The 19,934-nt window shown below is 41.6% G+C and carries 20 protein-coding genes; 9 read left to right on the forward strand and 11 right to left on the reverse strand.

The features are described 5' to 3' along the window. Positions 1 to 162: 162 nt before the first annotated feature. Entirely contained in the window at positions 163 to 546 is a 384-nt protein-coding gene (locus ACYX4O_RS05075) for a DUF4181 domain-containing protein (protein WP_476355145.1), read from the reverse strand. 170 nt (positions 547 to 716) lie between these two features. Here ACYX4O_RS05075 and ACYX4O_RS05080 point away from each other — a divergent pair, with 170 nt between their 5' ends. Beyond that, positions 717 to 1,106, forward strand: coding sequence for a thiol-disulfide oxidoreductase DCC family protein (locus tag ACYX4O_RS05080; protein WP_476355147.1), 390 nt, complete (start codon positions 717 to 719; stop codon positions 1,104 to 1,106). Between the two features lie 150 nt (positions 1,107 to 1,256). Here the strand turns inward: ACYX4O_RS05080 and ACYX4O_RS05085 are convergent, their stop codons facing one another. The 3 genes from ACYX4O_RS05085 to ACYX4O_RS05095 form a co-directional block, all read right to left on the reverse strand. Then, positions 1,257 to 2,021: an SDR family NAD(P)-dependent oxidoreductase gene (locus ACYX4O_RS05085; RefSeq protein WP_476355149.1), complete on the reverse strand. Its 765-nt coding sequence runs from the start codon at positions 2,019 to 2,021 to the stop codon at positions 1,257 to 1,259. Positions 2,022 to 2,340: 319 nt separating this feature from the next. Further along, complete coding sequence (locus tag ACYX4O_RS05090; RefSeq protein WP_476355151.1) at positions 2,341 to 2,568, reverse strand: hypothetical protein; 228 nt, start codon at positions 2,566 to 2,568, stop codon at positions 2,341 to 2,343. Positions 2,569 to 2,815: 247 nt separating this feature from the next. Further along, complete coding sequence (locus ACYX4O_RS05095) at positions 2,816 to 3,109, reverse strand: hypothetical protein (RefSeq protein ID WP_476355153.1); 294 nt, start codon at positions 3,107 to 3,109, stop codon at positions 2,816 to 2,818. A gap of 387 nt (positions 3,110 to 3,496) precedes the next feature. Between ACYX4O_RS05095 and ACYX4O_RS05100 the strand changes: the two genes are divergently transcribed. Next, positions 3,497 to 4,471, forward strand: a complete 975-nt coding sequence (locus tag ACYX4O_RS05100; protein WP_476355155.1) for a ring-cleaving dioxygenase — start codon at positions 3,497 to 3,499, stop codon at positions 4,469 to 4,471. Between the two features lie 106 nt (positions 4,472 to 4,577). Beyond that, entirely contained in the window at positions 4,578 to 6,074 is a 1,497-nt protein-coding gene (locus ACYX4O_RS05105) for a xylulokinase (protein ID WP_476355157.1), read from the forward strand. Between the two features lie 93 nt (positions 6,075 to 6,167). On the opposite strand, the gene ACYX4O_RS05110 is transcribed toward ACYX4O_RS05105, so the two are convergent. Continuing rightward, a complete protein-coding gene (locus tag ACYX4O_RS05110; RefSeq protein ID WP_476355159.1) occupies positions 6,168 to 7,301 on the reverse strand; it encodes a CAP domain-containing protein in 1,134 nt (377 codons plus the stop codon). A 261-nt stretch (positions 7,302 to 7,562) separates the two neighbouring features. Between ACYX4O_RS05110 and ACYX4O_RS05115 the strand changes: the two genes are divergently transcribed. Then, positions 7,563 to 7,790 carry a YdbC family protein gene (locus ACYX4O_RS05115; RefSeq protein ID WP_476355161.1) on the forward strand — a complete coding sequence of 76 codons (228 nt, stop codon included), beginning with the start codon at positions 7,563 to 7,565 and terminating at the stop codon, positions 7,788 to 7,790. Between the two features lie 43 nt (positions 7,791 to 7,833). Here the strand turns inward: ACYX4O_RS05115 and ACYX4O_RS05120 are convergent, their stop codons facing one another. Then, positions 7,834 to 9,372, reverse strand: coding sequence for a sigma-54-dependent Fis family transcriptional regulator (locus ACYX4O_RS05120; protein WP_476355163.1), 1,539 nt, complete (start codon positions 9,370 to 9,372; stop codon positions 7,834 to 7,836). 231 nt (positions 9,373 to 9,603) lie between these two features. Between ACYX4O_RS05120 and ACYX4O_RS05125 the strand changes: the two genes are divergently transcribed. The 5 genes from ACYX4O_RS05125 (at position 9,604) to ACYX4O_RS05145 (ending at position 15,157) form a co-directional block, all read left to right on the forward strand. Beyond that, positions 9,604 to 10,779 carry an iron-containing alcohol dehydrogenase gene (locus tag ACYX4O_RS05125; RefSeq protein WP_476355165.1) on the forward strand — a complete coding sequence of 392 codons (1,176 nt, stop codon included), beginning with the start codon at positions 9,604 to 9,606 and terminating at the stop codon, positions 10,777 to 10,779. Further along, the gene (locus ACYX4O_RS05130; RefSeq protein ID WP_476355167.1) at positions 10,769 to 12,241 is read left to right on the forward strand and encodes an aldehyde dehydrogenase family protein; all 1,473 of its coding nucleotides are present in this window, start codon (positions 10,769 to 10,771) and stop codon (positions 12,239 to 12,241) included. Before ACYX4O_RS05125 ends, ACYX4O_RS05130 begins: the two co-directional genes overlap by 11 nt. A 206-nt stretch (positions 12,242 to 12,447) precedes the next feature. Then, complete coding sequence (locus ACYX4O_RS05135) at positions 12,448 to 13,218, forward strand: SDR family NAD(P)-dependent oxidoreductase (RefSeq protein WP_476355169.1); 771 nt, start codon at positions 12,448 to 12,450, stop codon at positions 13,216 to 13,218. A 276-nt stretch (positions 13,219 to 13,494) separates the two neighbouring features. Beyond that, positions 13,495 to 14,385: a YitT family protein gene (locus ACYX4O_RS05140; protein WP_476355171.1), complete on the forward strand. Its 891-nt coding sequence runs from the start codon at positions 13,495 to 13,497 to the stop codon at positions 14,383 to 14,385. Between the two features lie 169 nt (positions 14,386 to 14,554). Then, positions 14,555 to 15,157 (forward strand): hypothetical protein, encoded by a 603-nt coding sequence (locus ACYX4O_RS05145; protein ID WP_476355173.1) that lies wholly within the window; start codon positions 14,555 to 14,557, stop codon positions 15,155 to 15,157. Between the two features lie 92 nt (positions 15,158 to 15,249). On the opposite strand, the gene ACYX4O_RS05150 is transcribed toward ACYX4O_RS05145, so the two are convergent. The 5 genes from ACYX4O_RS05150 to ACYX4O_RS05170 form a co-directional block, all read right to left on the reverse strand. Further along, a complete protein-coding gene (locus ACYX4O_RS05150) occupies positions 15,250 to 15,996 on the reverse strand; it encodes an STAS domain-containing protein (protein ID WP_476355175.1) in 747 nt (248 codons plus the stop codon). A 212-nt stretch (positions 15,997 to 16,208) separates the two neighbouring features. Beyond that, positions 16,209 to 16,385 (reverse strand): hypothetical protein, encoded by a 177-nt coding sequence (locus ACYX4O_RS05155; protein WP_476355177.1) that lies wholly within the window; start codon positions 16,383 to 16,385, stop codon positions 16,209 to 16,211. A 105-nt stretch (positions 16,386 to 16,490) separates the two neighbouring features. Beyond that, on the reverse strand, positions 16,491 to 17,582 hold the full coding sequence (locus ACYX4O_RS05160) for a LolA family protein (protein ID WP_476355179.1): 1,092 nt from the start codon (positions 17,580 to 17,582) through the stop codon (positions 16,491 to 16,493). After that, positions 17,575 to 19,062, reverse strand: coding sequence for a HAMP domain-containing sensor histidine kinase (locus tag ACYX4O_RS05165; RefSeq protein WP_476355181.1), 1,488 nt, complete (start codon positions 19,060 to 19,062; stop codon positions 17,575 to 17,577). Before ACYX4O_RS05165 ends, ACYX4O_RS05160 begins: the two co-directional genes overlap by 8 nt. Further along, positions 19,059 to 19,763, reverse strand: a complete 705-nt coding sequence (locus tag ACYX4O_RS05170; protein ID WP_476355183.1) for a response regulator transcription factor — start codon at positions 19,761 to 19,763, stop codon at positions 19,059 to 19,061. The genes ACYX4O_RS05165 and ACYX4O_RS05170 overlap by 4 nt, the downstream gene beginning before the upstream one ends. Positions 19,764 to 19,934 lie beyond the last annotated feature (171 nt).

Raw genomic sequence — 19,934 nt, forward strand, 5'->3', positions numbered from 1 at the left:
TAAAGAAGTTTTGCTAATAAATAACTTGCTAACTAGTGTGGTTATGGTAACTGTTATTACCGTATTGGCTGCTGTATATCGAAAAAGGTAATAGATCGTTACCATAATAAGAAGAGCCACTTGTCCTTCTTTTCAACCAGAGTGTAACGTAAAGCTTGTTCTTTAGCCCGATAACCCACTATCTATCCAAAAGAAGATTTCAGTTAAGTTATACATAATAATGAGGGTGGTGACTAGCAACACTACTGTACTGATATATTGCTTTGACCCCTTAATAAAGATAAATTCCATAATTGCCTGGAATCCAAATAAGAAAGTTATGTAGGTCATAAAGTAAAGTTTTGTAACCATGGTTGAATCTTTCTTAATTACAAACCACAGAGTAGTTACAAAAATTAAAAGAATTACACCTCGACCAAAGCGATCAATGTTCTTGCCAGATGTCTCTGACAGTTTAACCTTTTCAACTCCAAGAATCTTATTTGTTATTTTCTCCACCATGAAAACTAAGATGAATAACACAAGTAAGAGCGCTATAAAATTCATTGAATCTCTCCTTAGTAAGTGTAAACCCTTCTATTAACTATGCGAGGTATTAAATGCTTCCAAATTATCTCATTACTTCTGGTGAAAGTGAACCCTCTAATTAAAAAACGGCCCATTCCGAATCATTTCCTATATATGTTATCATGTAGAAAACAGCCGGAGGTGATCCGATGGATGGTATTGTATTATTTGACGGAGAGTGCAACTTCTGTGACCAGAGCGTTCAATTTATCATTAAGCGAGATCCACAAGGGTATTTCTCTTTTGCCTCGTTGCAGAGTGAGGTAGGGCAGGATCTTTTGGAGAAATACGAGATCCCGGCTGATACGGATAGTTTCGTTCTAATTGAAGACGGTCGTGCTTACACGAAATCTTCAGCGGCTTTACGTGTATGCAAGCATTTAAAAGGGGCGTGGAAAGCATTTCGCTTGTTGGTGATCGTTCCTAAATCTATCCGGGATGCCGCTTATGAATTATTCGCTAAGAACCGGTATAAGTGGTTTGGCAAGAAAGACAGCTGTATGCTGCCATCAAAGGATATACGGAAGCGGTTTTTATAAAGAAAGAGGGAGAGCCTCTTTCTTTTTTGTATCGAGAACGCCGATTAATTCAGGCGCTACGTGTAGCATCTTAATTTGGGTTGTTTATTATTCGTATAAGAAAGAGAGCATGAAGTTTGGTGGGACAATGAACCTGTCCCCCTGGCCCAATTAACTCCCAAATGTATTCCCGCCATTCACATTCATATTCTGTCCAGTGACAAATGAAGCATCGTCACTACATAAGAAATTGACCATTCCGGCGATATCCTCTGGTTTACCTAACCGTTTCAAGGGTACTTGGTTAATATAACCATTTGCACTTTCTTCGGTAACGTCACCGTGGCGTTCAACTGGGGTGAATCCAGGGTGTACTGCATTTACTGTAATCCCGTATTCACCAAGTTCATTGGCCCATGAGCGTGTCATGCCGATGACAGATGATTTGGCAGTAACATAGTTCGAGAAGTGACTATTGCCTAAACCAACAACTTCACTACCAATGTTAATAATGCGTCCCCATTGGTTCTCTTTCATTCCGTTCATCACTTGCTTCGTCAATAGTAGGGGTGATTTAACAGAGAAATGGAGCTGATCGAGATAGTCTTCCCAGGTTACATCTTCTAACGATTTTTCAGGTTGAGGTCCTGTTGCATTATTGACTAGAATATCGACTGGTTGTCCATATTCTTTCTCTACATTTTGAATAAGCTCCTCAACCTCTTGCTCATCTGTTATATCTGCCTGCAGCATAATAGCTTCTCCGCCGTTTGTCTTTATATCGTGTACGACACGCTCTGCATTAGTAGCATTACTATTGTAGTTAATCACAACTTTTGCACCATTTGTAGCAAGCTTCCAAGCAATGGATTTTCCTAATCCTTTTGAACTTCCTGTTACTAATGCAACTTTACCGTTAAGATTCACTATGATCATCGTCCTTTCTGCTCTGACTATATCGGTTTGATTTTAGCCAATGCGTTAATAGAAACCTAACTGAACTAAAAGAACCGTACTTACATTCTCCACACACAGCATACCCTTAGTGGCTTGTTTAAAAACGGATGCTTACGTGATCGATTCTTCTAATCGTGAGCGATTTAAAGAGAAAGTTTTTACCTTGTGATGGATAGATCGGATTTGAGGAGGATGGATATTGAAATCTCGACGCGGTTAGGGAGAACAGGGACTCTAAAGTATATTAGTAACTAAAGAGTCCCGATAGATAAATAAGTTAGCTCTATGTTTCGAGTAGCTAACGGAAAAGAAAGAACTTCTTAGAACGTAATCCATCGTAACAAATAATATGTGGCTTGATCTCAAAAGGATAATATTCCAATCTTACAGGAGTGATTTCCATGAATGATATAAGCTCTTCATTAGAAGTTAACTCTAGTAGGTTAGAGAACTGCACGACATTATATTCGTCATGAAAACTTATTCTAGTAAAGTTTTCTTCTTTTAAACGGTTTAGAAGTTCCATTAAATTCCCCCTGAAGGTAGGGTACCCTAAAAATGCACTATAAAACAAATGATGATGTTGTCGGTATGGTCGAAGGGGGAGGAAGTGAGCATGATATAGGGATAAAGACAACTATAGAAGTTATATTTTTATAGAGTTTCTTTAGCGTTAAGTATTGTTGTATTCGCTAGGCTGGTACATACTCTAACTTCATGTGAGGATATAGAAGGTCACAAAAAAACCCCTGGTACCAGGGGTTTTTTGTGTGTTAACTCTTCTCTACATTTAAGTACTTTCTTCTAGTATTATACATCACAACAGCCGCTCCTATATAAAGAGCAATGAATATCAACCCAAGTGTGATCGAAAGTTTAAATGAACTTATAGTCGAACTGATCGAGAAGTATAGAAAAATAGCCACCATTACGCTTAAGAGCCCTTTACTCTTTAAAGCGTACGTCTTAAATAAGACGAGAAATAACGCAACGGCAATCACATTTATTAGAAACACTCCGATGCCAATCAAGAACATATTATCAAAACCAGCGCTTACCGGATACATCCCATCCCCCCCCTAATATATCAATATTTTACCAGATGATAGAAGTGATTTAAAACAAGATCCTTAAGCGGTAAGGTCACATTCAATTAATCTTAAACTTCCCTATTAACGGACTTGAAGGTTTCAATATTTACTTAAATGGAAAAAGTCTTACAAACAGACGTAATGGAGGTGCAAGGAGGGGAGGGGCGAGCCTACTTTGACTGATGGACTGGTCATACTTGTGAGCTTTTTGGTTGTATTGCATTTGGCCTTTGTTTGACGGTTGTTCGTGCATTCTTTAGAGAGAAGTAGTTAGGCGTTGCTTGTTAGTTGACCTCTTCCTGATTCTGTTATATAATTATCTTGAATTCGAGATAAATAATGATGCAAAAAGGTGGTTAGAATATGAATTTATTAGGTATTCATCACGTTTCAATATTGACGGGTAAAGCTGAGAAGAACTTTGAATTTTATACAAAAGTGTTAGGGATGCGACTTGTGAAGAAAAGTGTAAATCAGGATGATACAAGTTCGTATCATTTATTCTACGGGGATGCGAAGGGGAATCCGGGTACGGAGCTTACTTTCTTCGATATCCCGATGCTCGCCCCTACGCATCCTGGGGTATCTAGTATATCGAGCACATCTTTACGAGTAAGGGATGAAGAGTCTCTCGAATATTGGAAGACACGTTTTGAAGAGTTCGGCGTGACTCATGAGGATATTCAGAAACGCGCTAACCGAAATACGTTAGCTTTTGAAGATTTTGAAGGAACGAAGCTTATTCTAGTAGCGGATGACGGGGAAGATGGTGTCGCTGCTGGTGAAGCTTGGAGTGAATCCGACGTGCCAGCCGAACATGGCATTGTAGGACTTGGAGCTGTTCTCCTTCGTGTCCGTAATCAGAAACCAACCGCTCGTGTCTTAACGGATGTATTAGGTTTCGAACATGTGGGCACGTATCCATCTGTTGATGGAGATGGGTTACCAGATGTTCATGTTTACTCAACAGGTGAAGGTGGTGTTGGGGCTGAAGTACACATTCAAGAACGCCCTGATCTCCCGAAAGAACGGATCGGTCGAGGCGGCGTGCACCACGTAGCCTTCCGTATTCCAAATGAAGAAGAGTATGAGAAGTGGGCGGATAAGATTCAAGAAGCCGGGCTTATGAACTCAGGCAAAGTCGACCGATTTTACTTTCAGGCCCTTTACTTTAGAGAACCAAACGGAATTCTATTTGAACTATCAACAGACACCCCTGGTTTTGACGTTGATGAATCAGTAGATTCCCTAGGCCAAAACTTATCCCTGCCTCCATTTTTAGAAGATCAGCGTGACCATATTGAGCAGAAATTACGTCCGTTAACGTTAAAGGGATAAAAGGTTTCTTAAGGATCAGGGACATACCCTGGTCCTTTTTTTGTGAATGATCCTCCTAATCTGTGCTACACTTTGATAAAGATTTTGAAGAGAAGGTGGGAGCGGAATGGAGTATGTGGCTTCTTTTGACATAGGAACGACAGGAATAAAAGGATGCCTTGTGAGTAGAGACGGCGAGATGTCTCATATGGCCTATGAGCCTATTCCTACATATGAAGGGGAAAATGGAGAAGTTGAACAAAGTCCGGATGACTGGTGGGAGGGTGTGAAAGGGATCTTTCAACAGTGGAAGGACAAAGAAGGTAGTTTGACTAAAGGAATACGGGCGATCACGTTTAGTGGGCAGATGGAAGATGTTATACCGATTACAGCGGAAGGTTCACCTGTTCGAAGAGCGATTTTGTATTCGGATGGGAGGGCTGTGAAACAAGCTGAAATTATACGAGAACAATGGGAGACTTGGGGCGATCGTATAGTTAATTCCGTAACAGGTACGACGCCTGTGGCTAAAATCGCTTGGATGAAGGAAAAAGAGGAGGATCTTTATAACCTGACTTCAACCTTCCTTTTCAGTTCTAAAGACTACATTATCTACAAATTAACAAGTGAGTCCGTAGCCGATCCAACCACTTCTGCGACTACGGGTATGATGAACATCCACACACGAGACTGGGAAGAAGAATGGGTGCGGTTCAATGGCATCGACCTATCCAAGATGCCTTCACTAGTGGCGTCAAAAGAGCGAGCGGGATTTGTCCTAGGTGAATTAGCAGCTTCCCTCGGACTTGAGGGAGATGTAGCTGTTTTCTGTGGGGTTGGAGATGCAGGCGCGACCACAATTGGTGCAGGGAATGTAAGAGAAGGAAGCATGTACGCTTACCTTGGTACGACCGGTTGGGTAGCTACAACAAGTACTGAATTGGCTTTAGAAGCTCCGTTTACATTGGCCCACTTACCTGAAGATCATCTAATCAATATCGCTCCGGTACTTAATGCAGGCAATGTACATCGGTGGGCGGTAGATACGTATGTGGGTGATAGTTCAGACGAGGGATATAAGGCTTTTGATGAAATGGTCAATGGAGCAGAAGCAGGAAGCAAAGGCGTATTGTTCTTACCCTACTTAAACGGGGAGAGGTCTCCTGTTCAAGATCCTGACGCAAAAGGAGCCTACATTGGCATAACAGGTGGCGTGGAGAAGCAGGATATGGGTCGTGCTGTAATAGAAGGAATCTCGTTTTCTATTAGACAACTGTTTGAAGATGTCAGCCGAGCGCTATCTTCGAAAGTGGACTGGATTACATTAATAGGCGGAGGAAGTAAAAGTAGAGCCTGGTGCCAGGTAATTGCCGACGTTCTCCAGATTCAGGTCCATGTTCCAAAGTTAGGTGAATACTTACCCTCGTTCGGAGCAGCTTCAACAGCATTTGTCGGCCTAGGATGGTGTGAGGATTATGAAGCGTTTGTTGATGATTACTTGGATCATTATGTTGAAATCTTTTACCCTAACAAGAATGTTCAAGGAGTATATGATAAACAATATGGACGGTTCAAGAAGATTTATGAGCAGAGTGGACCATGGGGACAGGTACCTTGTCCCTAAAGAAGTTTTGAATACATTTGATTGAAAGGGACAAGGTACCTGTCCCTCTATCCCCAAAAAAGAGGGCTGCCGATGATCGGCAGCCCTTGTTCATTATTTAGTTAGGAAATTCTCCGTATAATAAGGCTGAGACTCTTCATTGAAGGCGACACCTACAGCAAGGCGCTCAAAGTCCTTGTGTAAAATATTTTCCCTATGCCCAATAGAGTTCATCAACCCTTCATGGGCAAAGATACTGCTAGATTGCCCTGCTGCTAAGTTCTCACCAGCCGTACGATACGCAATCCCGTCTTCTGTCATTCGGTCAAACGGAGACTGACCTTCTGGGTTGGTATGACTGAAGTAGTTGTTGACCGCCATATCTTTACTGTGATCACGAGCAGTCGTTTTAACGGCTTCGTCCCAAGTAAGGACGTTTAGGCCATGTTCGACGCGGGCAGCGTTTGTTAAGTCAAATAGCTGGTATTCGAATCCTTCTTTCAGTGCAGTACTTGGTTCGCCGAAGAATCCTTCTTTTTGCTGTTCAAGCTCTTCGCTAATAATCTGCACAGCGGTGACCGTATTCTGTTCGTGCTTATCATAGAAGACAGTCACATAACTCTGGTCGATGTTGTATAGATCGTACTCGTCTTTATTCTGCACCTGATAGCGAGTCAATCCTTTACGAATGCTCGATTGAGACTCTGGCATAGCAGATTGGACAGATTGTTTGGAACTTCCAATTTGAACCGATTCCTTAGATGAGACAAGATCCTGGTTCGTATATAAGCCCGCAACTTGATTCTCGTCGTTATAAGCCACCTTAAAGAAATTTTGGTAGTTTTCGTGATAGGCTACCCAGTTTACACCATATTCATTTAATGAAGCGCGCTTTGGAGCTCCGGCTTGTTCCTCAACTGTTTCTCTCGTGTCCCCAAGTTCAATATTGTGAACAGAGAAGGACTGTTCAGATGGGACATCTAGTGTTGGTTTCTCTACATCTTGAGTTTCTGGATTTGAACTTGGGTCCGGTTCATCTCCAGTTAACCGATCAAATAGAGACTGTACTTCTAAGGAGATGGCATTTACAGTCCGGCGAACCTCAGGGTCTTGACTAATTTCGACCACATCCGTTCTCATCTCTTCATACACACCATCTACACCAGACTCGTTAAATGTATCTCCGTATATATACCATACCCCTCCTATAATAAGGAGTAGTAAAATCACTCTTCTTAATTTTGGCATTGTCTCACTCCTGCCTGAATCTTGAGTTGTTAATCTCATTGTAGCACTGTCTCTATCCAATATGCATCAAAGAAGCCCTTCCTAAACCCTCTCCAAATAATGGGGCAGAGGGACAGGTTCCTTGTCCCTTCGTGTTTCGAACTAATTTTAAAAGAAAGGTTAGAGATTACTGAACATTCGTAGACTTGAAGGGAAGATGTACCTGTAAGCCCTGGACCTGCTATACTTTTAGTAGAATACATAAGAGAAAGGAGTTTCATAATGGCAACTATTAAATACGAAATCATCTCTGAAATTGGAGCGATTTCTGAAAATCAAAAAGGATGGAAGAAAGAGCTAAATGAAGTTAGCTGGAACGGGCGAGAGCCAAAGTATGATCTAAGGGATTGGGCTCCGGACCATGAAAAGATGGGGAAAGGATTGACGCTTACTAAAGAAGAACTTGTGCAGTTAAAGCATATGCTAAATGCAATGGATTTGGAAGATTAGTATATGTGTGGTTGGGGGACAGTGTACCTGTCCCCCTGGTCCATTATTTCAGGCCGTGTGTATGCATTTTGCGATAGAGGGTGTTTCTGGTAATGCCGAGTTGTTTTGCAGTAGCGCTAATATTATGTTGGTGGAATTGCAATGCTTCTTCAATAGCTTCTTGCTCTGTCATCATTAATGTTTTGCTAGTATGGGGTTGTTGTGTTTGGAGGGGCGCGAAACGAATATGGTGTGCTTCAATTACAGAACCTTCAGCGTGAAAGCTTGCTTGTAGTACAACGTTTTTTAATTCACGTATATTTCCTGGCCATTTGTGTGTTGTTAACTTTTCTAAAGCTTCTTTTGAGAAATGCAGATTACCCACAGAGAATTGAGATAAGAAATAACGAGCAATCTCCTCGATGTCTGTCCTTTCTCGAAGTGGGGTTAAAGGTAGAGTGAGTTCTGAGATGCGATAGTACAGATCAGCTCGGAAAGTCCCTTTTTCAACCTCTTCTATAAGGTTCCGATGGGTGGCTGTGATAATTCTTACATCCACAGGGTAACTCTTGTAATCTCCAATCGGCGTAATTTCCTTCTCTTCAAGTGCTCGGAGCAAAGTACTTTGCGCTTCTATGGGCATGTCCCCAATTTCATCCAAAAAAAGAGTCCCCTTGTGAGCCGCGCGAAATTTCCCTTTATTCCCTTCAGGATTGGCGCCCGTGAATGCGCCTTTTGCATAACCGAATAGTTCGCTCTCCATTAGATCGTGTGATAATGCACTACAATTTACAGCAATAAATGGCCCGTTAGAGCGATTGCTGTGTTCATGGATAGCTTTAGCAAACAGTTCTTTCCCTGTGCCTGTTTCGCCGTGGATATGAATAGCGAAATTCAATGGTGCAGATTTCTTGGCTACATGTATAGCATGATACAAAGACGGACAACTTCCTGCTAATTTGTGGAATGAGTTTTTGTTGGTGGTTGTTTTTCTTTTAGCGTCAGAAAGGATTCTTACATCTCCACCTTGGAGTTGCTCTAGAGCTAATTTGTTTTGAAAAGAATCAGCTGCTACAGAGGAGAGGAACAATCCCTCACCCTCTTCATCTCTTACATTACAACTAAAATTTATGATTGCAATAACATTTCCTCTCGTATCAAGAACCGGGCACGCGAAGCATGTTAAAAAATGATTAACTGTATAAAAGTGTTCCTGGCCGTGGACTGAAAATGGGAGATGGTGCTGCATACTCAAGCTTACTGCATTTGTACCTCCGGCGTGTTCACTCCAACATGAACCAATAGAGAAACGTTTTTCTCGATGAGCATGAGGAGAAGGCTTCATAGAAAAGAGAAGGTATCCTTCTTGGTCTAATAAGTCTGCTTGAATATTATGGCGAGTGAGGTAATGTTCATATTGTTGAAAAATCATACGAGCAAAGTGGATCAACTTTTTATTACGATGAAGTCTTTGATCTAAAGAGGGGCCTGTTAAGTATGTAGTAATAGGGGTGTCCTGTTGTTGAAAACCTTTCTTGTGACAGCGCTTCCAAGATTGTTCAAGTAGTTTCTTCTTATAAGTATCTGAAACAGGTTGAAGCATTGGAGTACACCTCATTTTAATTTCGTTTTCGTGTACTCATCGTAACACAATTTTGGTTTTGTGGGAATTTTAACCACCCGTCAAAGTGCTTCAAAAAAGAGCATGGGACTGTCTTATTTTGAGACACCTTTCTATTTTTAAAGAGTGCTTGGGCCGATGAAATCACCATCCTCTCACTTGGCATGCTTTTTGCATATATGAGAGTGAAACGATAAAAGGAGGAGTGTCAAAATGGAATTTCAATTTAGTATACCGAGTCATGTGACATTTGGAAATGGAGCTTCGGACCAACTAGGGGAAAGATTGCAGGAGTTACAAGTAAAAAAGGTACTATGTGTCTTTGATCAAGGAGTGAAAGATGTTGGTCTTGTGGATCGTGTGTTACAGAGTGTGCTTGATTTAGGAATTGAAGTAGTAGCATTTGACCAAGTGTCCCCTAACCCTCCTGATTTGATTGTGGATGAAGGGGCAACTCTTGCTCGTAATGAGAAGGTTGAAGCTATTGTTGCCATTGGTGGAGGAAGCGCAATGGACTGCGCTAAAGCCATTAACATTTTGCTTACCAACCCAGGTTCGATTCACCAATACAGTGGATTAAATCTTGTGAAGAACCCTACTAAACCGCTAATTGCTATTCCAACTACGGCTGGCACTGGTAGTGAAGTGACTTCGTTTACCGTCATTACTGATACAACCGCATTGAAGAAAATGGTGATAGGCGGTCCTCATTGCGGGGCTTCTATTGCTCTTGTCGACCCAATACTTACGGAAGGGCTTCCTGCACCTGTTACTGCTGCAACAGGCATGGATGCACTAACACATGCGATAGAAGCTTATGTATCGAAGGCTGCTTCACCTGCTAGTGATGTGAATGCATTAAAAGCAATAGAGTTAATATCAGATAACCTTGTTAAGGCTTTCAAAGACGGAGGAGACCGTGAAGCTCGTGAGAATATGTTGCTTGGAAGTATGTTAGCTGCTTTTGCATTTAACTCGGCTGTGTTGGGCCTCGTTCATGCCATTGCTCATCCTCTCAGTGCACATTGCGGACTCGCTCACGGTGTTGCGAATGCGATTGAACTTCCATACGTGATGGAATTTAACGCCAAAGATCAAGGGGTTCAAAAGAAACACAAAGATATTGCTAGAGCGATGGGGCTCGATATTGATGGTGTGAGTTATAAAGATGCTTCAAACCTTGCGATTAAAAAGGTAGCCACCCTTTGCCGTACTCTTCAAATTCCTTCTCTTGTTGAAGAAGGGGTAGAGAAAGAACAATTTGATCAAATAGCAGAAGATGCTTTACAAGAAATCAGTATTCAATTTAACCCAGTCGATGTGACCAAGGAAGATGTGCTAAACCTTTTAGAACAGACGTATACGAAGGAGGGACATCATGCAAAGTGAGTATAAGCATTTCATAAACGGACAAATGCGAGATTCTCGATCTGGTAAGACGTTTCACTCTTATAACCCAGCAACAGGTGAAGTGAACGGAGTGGTGGCAGAAGGAGATGCAGGTGACATTGATGCGGCTGTTAGTGCAGCAAGGAATGCATTTGAGAATGGTCCCTGGGCCAATATGGCTCCAAGTGACAGAATGCGTCTTTTAAATCGAGCTGCGCTAAAACTCTGGGAGAATGCAGATTACCTAGCTGAGGTTGAATCACAGGATAACGGCTTACCTATTAATGAAACGAAAATGATTGCAATCCCAGCGGCCATAGATGTACTTGAATTTTACGCAGGACTAGCCAATAAGATTCAAGGGGAAACGTTAAGTTCTCCTGGCAATCGCTTCAATTACACACTTCGTGAACCAGTAGGGGTTGTTGGAGCTATTGTACCGTGGAATTTCCCTATTATGCTAACCATGTGGAAGCTGGCCCCCGCACTTGCTGCAGGAAACACGGTGGTCATTAAACCTGCTGAACAAACCCCGATCAGTGTGTTAGAACTCGTTCGCCTATTACACGAAGCAGGGTTACCTGATGGAGTTGTGAATGTGGTAAATGGATACGGTGAAACCGCTGGTGCTGCTTTATCTTCGCATGAAGGAGTAGACAAAGTGGCGTTTACAGGCTCTACGAATACAGGGCGTTTAGTCATGCAAGCTGCAAGTCAGAATCTGCGTCCAGTTTCATTAGAGCTCGGCGGGAAATCACCAAACATTGTCTTTGATGATGCGACTATTGAGGATGCGGTAAATGGTTCGTTGTTTGGTATTTATTTCGCTCAAGGGCAAGTATGTGCGGCTGGTTCAAGGCTCTTTGTCCAAGAGAGTATATATGACCAGTTTATGGACTCCTTTATTTCTAAAGCTCAACAAATTCAAATAGGAGACCCACTAAAGCCGACTACTCAAATGGGTCCCCAAGTTTCATTGGAGCAATTGAATACTATTGAAAATTATGTAGCAGCTGGTTTAGAGGAAGGTGCGACACTTGCTACAGGTGGGACAAGGACTCATACCGAAAGTGGAGGGTATTACTACTCACCTACCGTTTTCGAGGACGTGACTAATGAAATGACCATTGCAAAGGAAGAAATCTTTGGTCCAGTGTTGTCTGTAATTCGTTTTAAGGATGAGGAAGATGCTTTAAAGAAAGCCAATGACTCTATTTATGGTCTTGCATCTGGTGTATGGACAAATGATATTAAAAGAGGGCATAGAATGGCTAGAGGTATAAAGGCAGGGACGCTCTATATTAATACGTTTAATATGCTCGATGCATCAGCGCCCTTTGGAGGAACAAAGCAAAGTGGGTTTGGCCGAGAATTAGGCATGCAAGCGATGGATATGTACACAGAAACGAAAAATGTATGGGTGGATTTAAATTCAGAGCATATGAACTGGTATGGAAGATAAGGAAAAAGCCTGCTGCGAAGTCCCGCTGCAGGCTTTTCTGCGTGAGGAGGGCCAGGGGGACAGGTACATTGTCCCTTCGTTCATCGAAGTAAAGGTAAAATGCTTAAGAGGGACTATGTACCTGTCCCCTCGGCCCAAAGAAGTTTAATTAATTACAGAAAAAGGAACATAATGGATGAGAATGATCTAAAGGGAGTGTATCGAGTATGGGAAGATTAGATGGGAAAATAGCTGTGATTACAGGTGGTAGTGGTGAAATTGGGAAGGCTACAGCGCAATTATTCTTGCAAGAGGGAGCAAATGTAGCATTAGTAGACGTGAATGAAGATACATTAAAAAGTGCGAAGGAAGAACTAAACGCAGGAGATTCCGTGATGACACTTGTGGCTGACGTGACAGACGAACAAGACGTCAGTCAATATGTTGAAAGGATCGTTGATCAATATGGTCGAATTGATGTCTTTTTCAACAATGCTGGAATTGAAGGGAAAGTAGCTCCCATTGTGGAACAGTCCCTCGAGAATTTCCAAAATATATGGAATGTTAATGTGGGTGGTGTTTTTCTTGGCTTGAAATATGTAATGAAAGAAATGATGAATCAGGGAAGTGGGAGCATCATCAATGCCTCTTCCGTTGCAGGGTTAATGGGAAGCCCAGGTGTAGCGCCTTACGTAACATCTAAACATGGGGTAGTAGGACTGACGAAAACTGCTGCTCTTGAAGGAGCTTCAAGTAACGTAAGGGTAAATTCGATCCACCCTTCTCCTGTTGAAGGGCGCATGATGCGTTCGCTTGAAGAAGGGATGAACCCTGGCGGCGGTGAAGAAGTTAAGCAAAAGCAAATGAGTGCGATCCCGCTGCAACGTTATGCAGAAAGTGAAGACATCGCTAAACTCGTTCTGTTTCTTGCATCAGAAGACAGTAAGTTTATCACCGGTGCTCAATATCGAGTTGATGGCGGTATGGGAGCAACATAATACTTACTCTAAGCGCTTCTGCCTATTTAGGCAGAAGCGCTTTAGTGTGTTGTTTGGGACAAAGGGACAGGTTCATTGTCCCGGTCTCATTTACTTTTAACATTTCGAGCTTCGAAGGGACGATGTACCTGTCCCCTCATCCCATGCAAACTTCATTCTCTTCTGATAAAATTGTTAAAGACGGTTTATCTTTGCTTGTGTTCAAAAGTGAGCAAAGGGTAAAACGTAATTTCGAAAGAAAGAGGGGAGTGAGGACTCATTCCTCCTGTTGACCGAATGAGTGAAGAAGAATTATTAAAGGCAGCATCACCTCGTCGAGGGCTTTCAAAATTAGAAATCCTTAGAAGAGTAGTGATCATTGCAATCGGTATTGGGTTAGAAGCAGTGGCATTAGAAATGTTTCTCGTACCGAATGGCATTATTGACGGGGGCATTGTGGGTGTTTCCATTATGCTTCATCATATTACGGAATACCCGCTCGGGGCATTTCTTTTCTTCCTGAATATCCCTTTTTGTTATTTGGGGTATAAGCAAATAGGAAAAACGTTTGCGATTACATCGATATTCGCCATTATAGGTTTAGCTGTTCTGACAACTGTGCTAATACCGGTGCCTAAATTTACAGACGATTTACTGTTAGCCAGTGTATTTGGTGGCGTTTTACTAGGTCTTGGTGTTGGGTTAGTCGTCCGTAATGGCGGCTCTTCTGACGGAACTGAAATTTTGGCTATCTTTCTTAACAAGTTATCCCCATTTTCTGTTGGAGAAACGGTCATGTTTATCAATCTCTTTATACTAGGGAGTGCAGGTTTTGTATTTGGGTGGAACAATGCGATGTATTCACTCATTGCTTACTTTATTGCCTTCAAGATGATTGACGTTACAGCCGAAGGACTTGAATCTTCACGCTTTGCCTGGGTTATAAGCGACGAGTACCGAGAGATTGGTGAGGCTTTAACAGATCGTCTGGGGCGAGGTGTTACGTATCTGAACGGGGAAGGGGCTTTTACGGGTGATGATAAAAAAGTTATCCTCATTATTATTACACGATTAGAGGAAGCGAAAGTAAAGAACATTATTAACGACATAGATCCGAAAGCTTTCCTGGCCCTTGGAGATATTCATGATGTCAAAGGCGGCGGCTTTAAGAAGAAGAATATTCATTAAAAGAAAGTCTGACGTAGCTAAGTGCTGTGTCAGACTTTTTGTTTTGAGAAGGAGGAAGGGATAGATGAAAGGAACCATATACTTGTCCCTTATGAATTACAATTTATGGAACATTCGCTCGAGTGTTTTTGGTATAATTTAGTAGTGTGAATTTGAAAGGGGGCTTATGATGAAAAAAACGAGTGATCTTGATCCAACCATTGTGAAAGTGGCCATTATTGTGGTGGGCGTTATATGTGCGGGGCTTCTGCCGCTTATCCTTGTAACAATTCTGCAAGATGTTTTCTATTTTTCTCGCGATCATATTTATTTCGAAGCACCGTTATCGGCATACATTTGGGGTGGTGTTGCGATTCTTTCAATCCCGATCTTTCTTGTGGTCGATCTTATTGTAGGGAAGTGGAAGGACAATTGGGGGAAGAAGGCGTTAGGAATTCTGATGACGGCAGGTGTAGTGGTATTTAGCTTATCTATGGTGTTTTCAGTAAGGTCTTATTTTTACTTCGATCCTGATGGCTTACATGTGAATGGGACGTGGACATTGGATGAGCACAATATTGATTGGAGCCATGTAGAGAAAGTGGTGAAGAAGAACGAGAAGGAAAATGGCACACTTTCCTTAAAAGAAGTTGATTTTATAACCAAAAATGGTCAAACCTTCACCATAACGAATAACAAGAATTGGAGAGATTATCAGTATACCGTTTATGATTATCTTGAAGAAGCAGGTGTAACGATCACAGTGAAGAGAATAGAAAGCGCGGACTCGTAACTCTGTGTTCTGACTGATGACTAACATACATGAATATACATAATATGAAGAAGTAAAGCCTGTTCGAGCACCTAGCTAGAACAGGCTTTTTGTCATTCATTATGATTGGAAGTTGTATAAATCGCTTCTACTGCATTTTGTAGCGTTTGGTAAATGGCTACGTCGCTTAATTTATCGTATCTGGTACTCCATTCCTTTGCCACACCAGGTTGGATGCCGGTGAGCGTCACATGAATTCCAATCAGCTTAACGGTTTCAATTAGTTTCTCAATCTTACTTAAGAATTCTAAATCAACCGAGCGTATGGACGAGAAGTCCAGGATAAGATCATGCACATTCATGTTAGAAATATTCTCTACACCTTTGTCTAGTATGTAGTGAAACTCCAAATTGTTAATGACTGGTTGAAGAGGAAAGAGGGCAATTTGATTCGTAACAGGAATAATAGTAACCGACATATTTTCCATGTTTTTAACCAAATCTTCTTGTTTCTCATGGTAAGCGGTGATGTCTTTAAACTCTGCTAGTGCACCGATTTGTTCATTTCCTTCTTGTAAAACTTTTGTTCTGATAGAAAGATAGAGGCGGTACTTTCCCCATTGATAAGGCATGGCCTCGAGTTCAATTTCTTCACCTGTTTTGACTGTTCGTTCTACATGTCGAATATCTTCAGGTGCGTCTGGGAAAAGTTCATACACATTCTGTCCAATCGCTTCTTCCTGATTTACTTCAAGCAAACGAGCGCCAACTTCGTTCATAGCTGTAATGCGATAATCCATGTCGAGTGCAAGTATTCCGAACGAGAGGTGGTTCATCATTTGATTCGACATTTGGTTCATAAGAAACTCCCCTTAAAAGTAGATTGCGATTCTGGTGAATGATTTTTTTAGCCGTAGGAATTAATATACGAAAATAAAAATCGATCTACCCTTATCCTACCTTTAATCCACGTTTAATGAAAATCAGAATGTCTATTGTTTAGAAAAAATTCATATTCTAGTAAATTTTTGATGCTAATTATTTAAGATGGAAGGAAAGTGATCCAAATTGCTCATTCGTGACGAGGGGTTCTTAGGAAACCTATAGCTAACACAGCTAAGATGCCAATTAAGAGCATACCTATGATGAGGGCGTCTACCAATTTATTCTGATAGATTGAGAAAGCTATAGGGGGGAGTGAAAATAGGAAAAAGACGATAAAGGCTCTTATAAAAAGGGTTTTACTCATGGAATCCCTTCTCCTCTCTAGTGTTTACGAAATACGATAATTTCGTTAAATAAAGGGGCCTGTCACTGTTAGATACGAGCTCGTTTGTAGTGACAGGCGATTGTGTTACTCTTTCGGAGCTTGAAGCTCTAACTTCTCGGCTATTCCGAGTAAGTCTTCTTTTGTTAAGTCAGGGTTATGACTAAGAAGAGAATAACGGAGACCGTCTTCATCCCATGCTAAGTTCTCGATGACGTCTGATGTATATTCCCCTTCAACTCCACGAACGTTAACGGTATTTGCATTCTCAGAATTGATACTTAAGCTTTCGTCTGGTGTGGGGAAAACACTTAAAGTAAATTGAACAACATCATCTTGTTTATATTGAAGGCTCACTTCTGTGCGGTTTAAGCTTTCCGCATCGAACTTCTCGACTCGGTCAATCTCGTATTCTCCTTCAGGCAAGTATAAGAAAGGCTGCCCTAGCCCAGCTTGAGCATCTTCGAGTGTAACGTCTTCAGTTGGGTCTAATGTGTCAAAAGGCATGACTTCTACACCTTCAGGTAAATCTAACGTAAACGTATCTTCTTTAAATGAAGGGTCGACCTCAAGTTCTGTTACCGTATATTCGACTTTCATATTGTCGCTTTTGGAGGTAGTTTTGACAATGATCCAACTTTCCTTCTCAATCCAGTATTCCTCTTCACCTCGAATGGTTCCTTTTTCTTTTGGAGTCGCTTTAATGTGATACGTATTGATCCCATTTACTTCTTCCTCGCCAATCAATTCAATCGTGTGTGTTTTCCTTGTTTCGTTCAATGTATTCTGAATTTGCTCACGCTGATTAGAACCCATTAGGTTTGGGTTAGAAAGGTCAGGGGCCTCCATTTCATAGGCTTCTTTGTCACCCTCGGTATAAAGGGTAATGGTCTTCCCATCATTTAAAGATTTAGACTGTTTCCCGCTTTGATCCACGGCAATGACTTTTGTTTTCATGGTTTCATAGTCCATCCATTGTTCCATGGAGGAATCGTCGATTTGCTCTTCTCCTTGATAAACGTCAAACTGAGCTTTCATGTGAAACCCTTTCAAATCTTTCCCTTCTTCCACGGCATTCGCCACAATCGCTTCTGGTGATAATCCGTTTGCATCTTCCACTGAACATGCCCCCAATACGAGTAGTAGTAATAATCCAATTGAGTTTATCCATTTATTCATGGTTTCCATCTCTCCTTGTTAGTTCGGATAGTGTCATGGCAAACACTGTTCCTTTTCCATTTGCGGACCAAGCGCTCATACGCCCTTCGTGTCGCTCAATAATCATTTTGGCTATGCTTAATCCAAGTCCTGAATTCATGTCGTCTTGCTTTGATCTAGCTGGGTCTCCTTGATAAAAAGGAGTGAATATCTTATCAAGCTGGTCTTCCTGAATAGTAGCGCCTTCGTTTTGAACGAGTAAAATCGATTTCTCTTCACGCCATGAGCGGAGTTCATCTTGCACCTCATCGAAAATCCAATCTGGAAGAGGAGTGAATGTATCATAGGCTCCGATCCATATGTTTCCTTCTAAAGGCGTGTAGCGGACGGCGTTATGAATAAGATTATCCATCACTCGAATCATTTGTCTGTCATTCATGCAATAAGTTCCGCTGAATTGATTCTCCTTGTGTAACTGAATCGATTGTTGATCTAATTGTTCTTCATACCCTTCAAACAACATCTCGATAAATTCCATGCCATCAACAGGGTTTCTTTCAAAGTGATAAGCAGCTGATTGAAGTTGAGCGAATGTAGTTAAGTCTTCAATCATGTCTTGTAAGTAATGGGTTTTGGCTATAAGGGTGCGCCCATAGTTTTGGCGCTCTTCTTGATTTAAAGACGTTTCATCGGTCAGTGCCTCCGCGTAGGCACGAACAGACGTTAGTGGTGTCTTTATGTCGTGTGAGAGAGAAGCAATCATCGTTTGCTTTTCTAGCTGAGCTTTCTTTGTTTTCTCTTGTGCATCTTCGATATCGATCTGCATTCTCTCAAAGTGTTTCATAAGGTCGCCGATTTCATCTTGCTTTTTCTGAGGGAAGAAGGTAGTCTGATGCGTTGATGCAAACTCCTCCATTCCTGTCATTAATTGTTTTAAAGGGCGATTGAATCGTTTTTGCAAAAGCCAAATCACGAAACTATAAAGGGTGAGGAAGAAGATTCCTAGAGTAATAAGCACCCACAATCGCCGTTCTTCAACACCTTCGATCCATTCTGTTCGTTCTAATTGAATTTCGTAGATCCCCCTCATCGTCTCGTTTTGAAAGACAGGCTTTTTCACGGAAACGGTTTGATAGCTAAAGTCGTATTGGTAAAGGTTCTTCAATAGTTGTGATTTGTCTTGGAGCAACAGCATGTGGTCAGGGTCATCTGATCGATAGACATACAACCCATCGCTTCGGTAAAGGTTGATCTTCAAATCCTCTCTATTGCTGAGAGAGCCTAACTGATCTTCAATATCTTCTCTAGGCTGTACGTTATAAAGTGAGGGATCATCGAGCTGTTCTTCAATCGTTTGAATTTCAGACGTTAATTCAAAAGAATCCAGCAAACTTTGTTGACCGTCCCATTGTGTGAGCAATAGATAGAACCCGTATGCAGCAGCTAGCGGGAGAATCATGACGGCTAAATAGGTAGCCATCAGCCAAGTTCTAATCCTCATGTTTGCTCTCCAATAAACCGATATCCTGTACCCCAAACCGTTTCAATCCATTTCGGTTGCTTCACCTTTTCCCCAAGCTTCGTTCTAAGACTCTTCACGTGCACATTAATGGTATTGTTTCTTTCCGTGTCGGCTTGTTCCCAGATGTGTTCATATAATTCAGCTTTAGAGAATGTTCGGTGTGGGTGGGTGGCCATTAACACAAGAAGCTCGTATTCTTTTGCTGTAAGAGGGATGAGAGTTCCTTCTACTGTAACCAAACGCTTTGTTACATCTATTTGAAGATCACCTGTATAAAGATATCCTGAGGAGAGGGGGCTTCCCCCTTGGAACCGCTGATATCTTCTTAAATGGGATTCAATTCGAGCTGTTAGTTCACTAAGACTAAACGGCTTCGTCACGTAATCATCCGCCCCAAGGGATAATCCTTTTACTTTCTTGTCATCCTCTTGTCTTGCGCTAACGATTAAGAGTGGAACATCACTCTTCAATCGAATGTTCTTGCATAACGTCAACCCATCCATCTCAGGGAGCATGAGGTCAACTAATACCAATTGGTAGCTCTCCTCTTTAAAATCCTCCCAGCCTTCTTGCCCAGTTGATGCCCATGTCACCTCGTATCCTGTTCTTCTTAAGTGGTCCCCGATAATCTTTGCGATCTCTGAGTCATCTTCAACCAGCAGAATCCGTTCTTCTGTCATGTGTGGTGCCTCCTCTTACAACCTCTATTGTAGGTGCTGTAGTCTCTGTAATTTGAAATTTAATAAACTCTTTATAATTTGTTTGAACATGGGTATTATACTAGATTTTGGAGGATGGGGGAGGGGATATCTAACTTATTTTAGCCAAAATAGAATAGCCATTGCATTTAA

The sequence above is a fragment of the Pontibacillus sp. ABV4_188 genome (assembly GCF_056311905.1).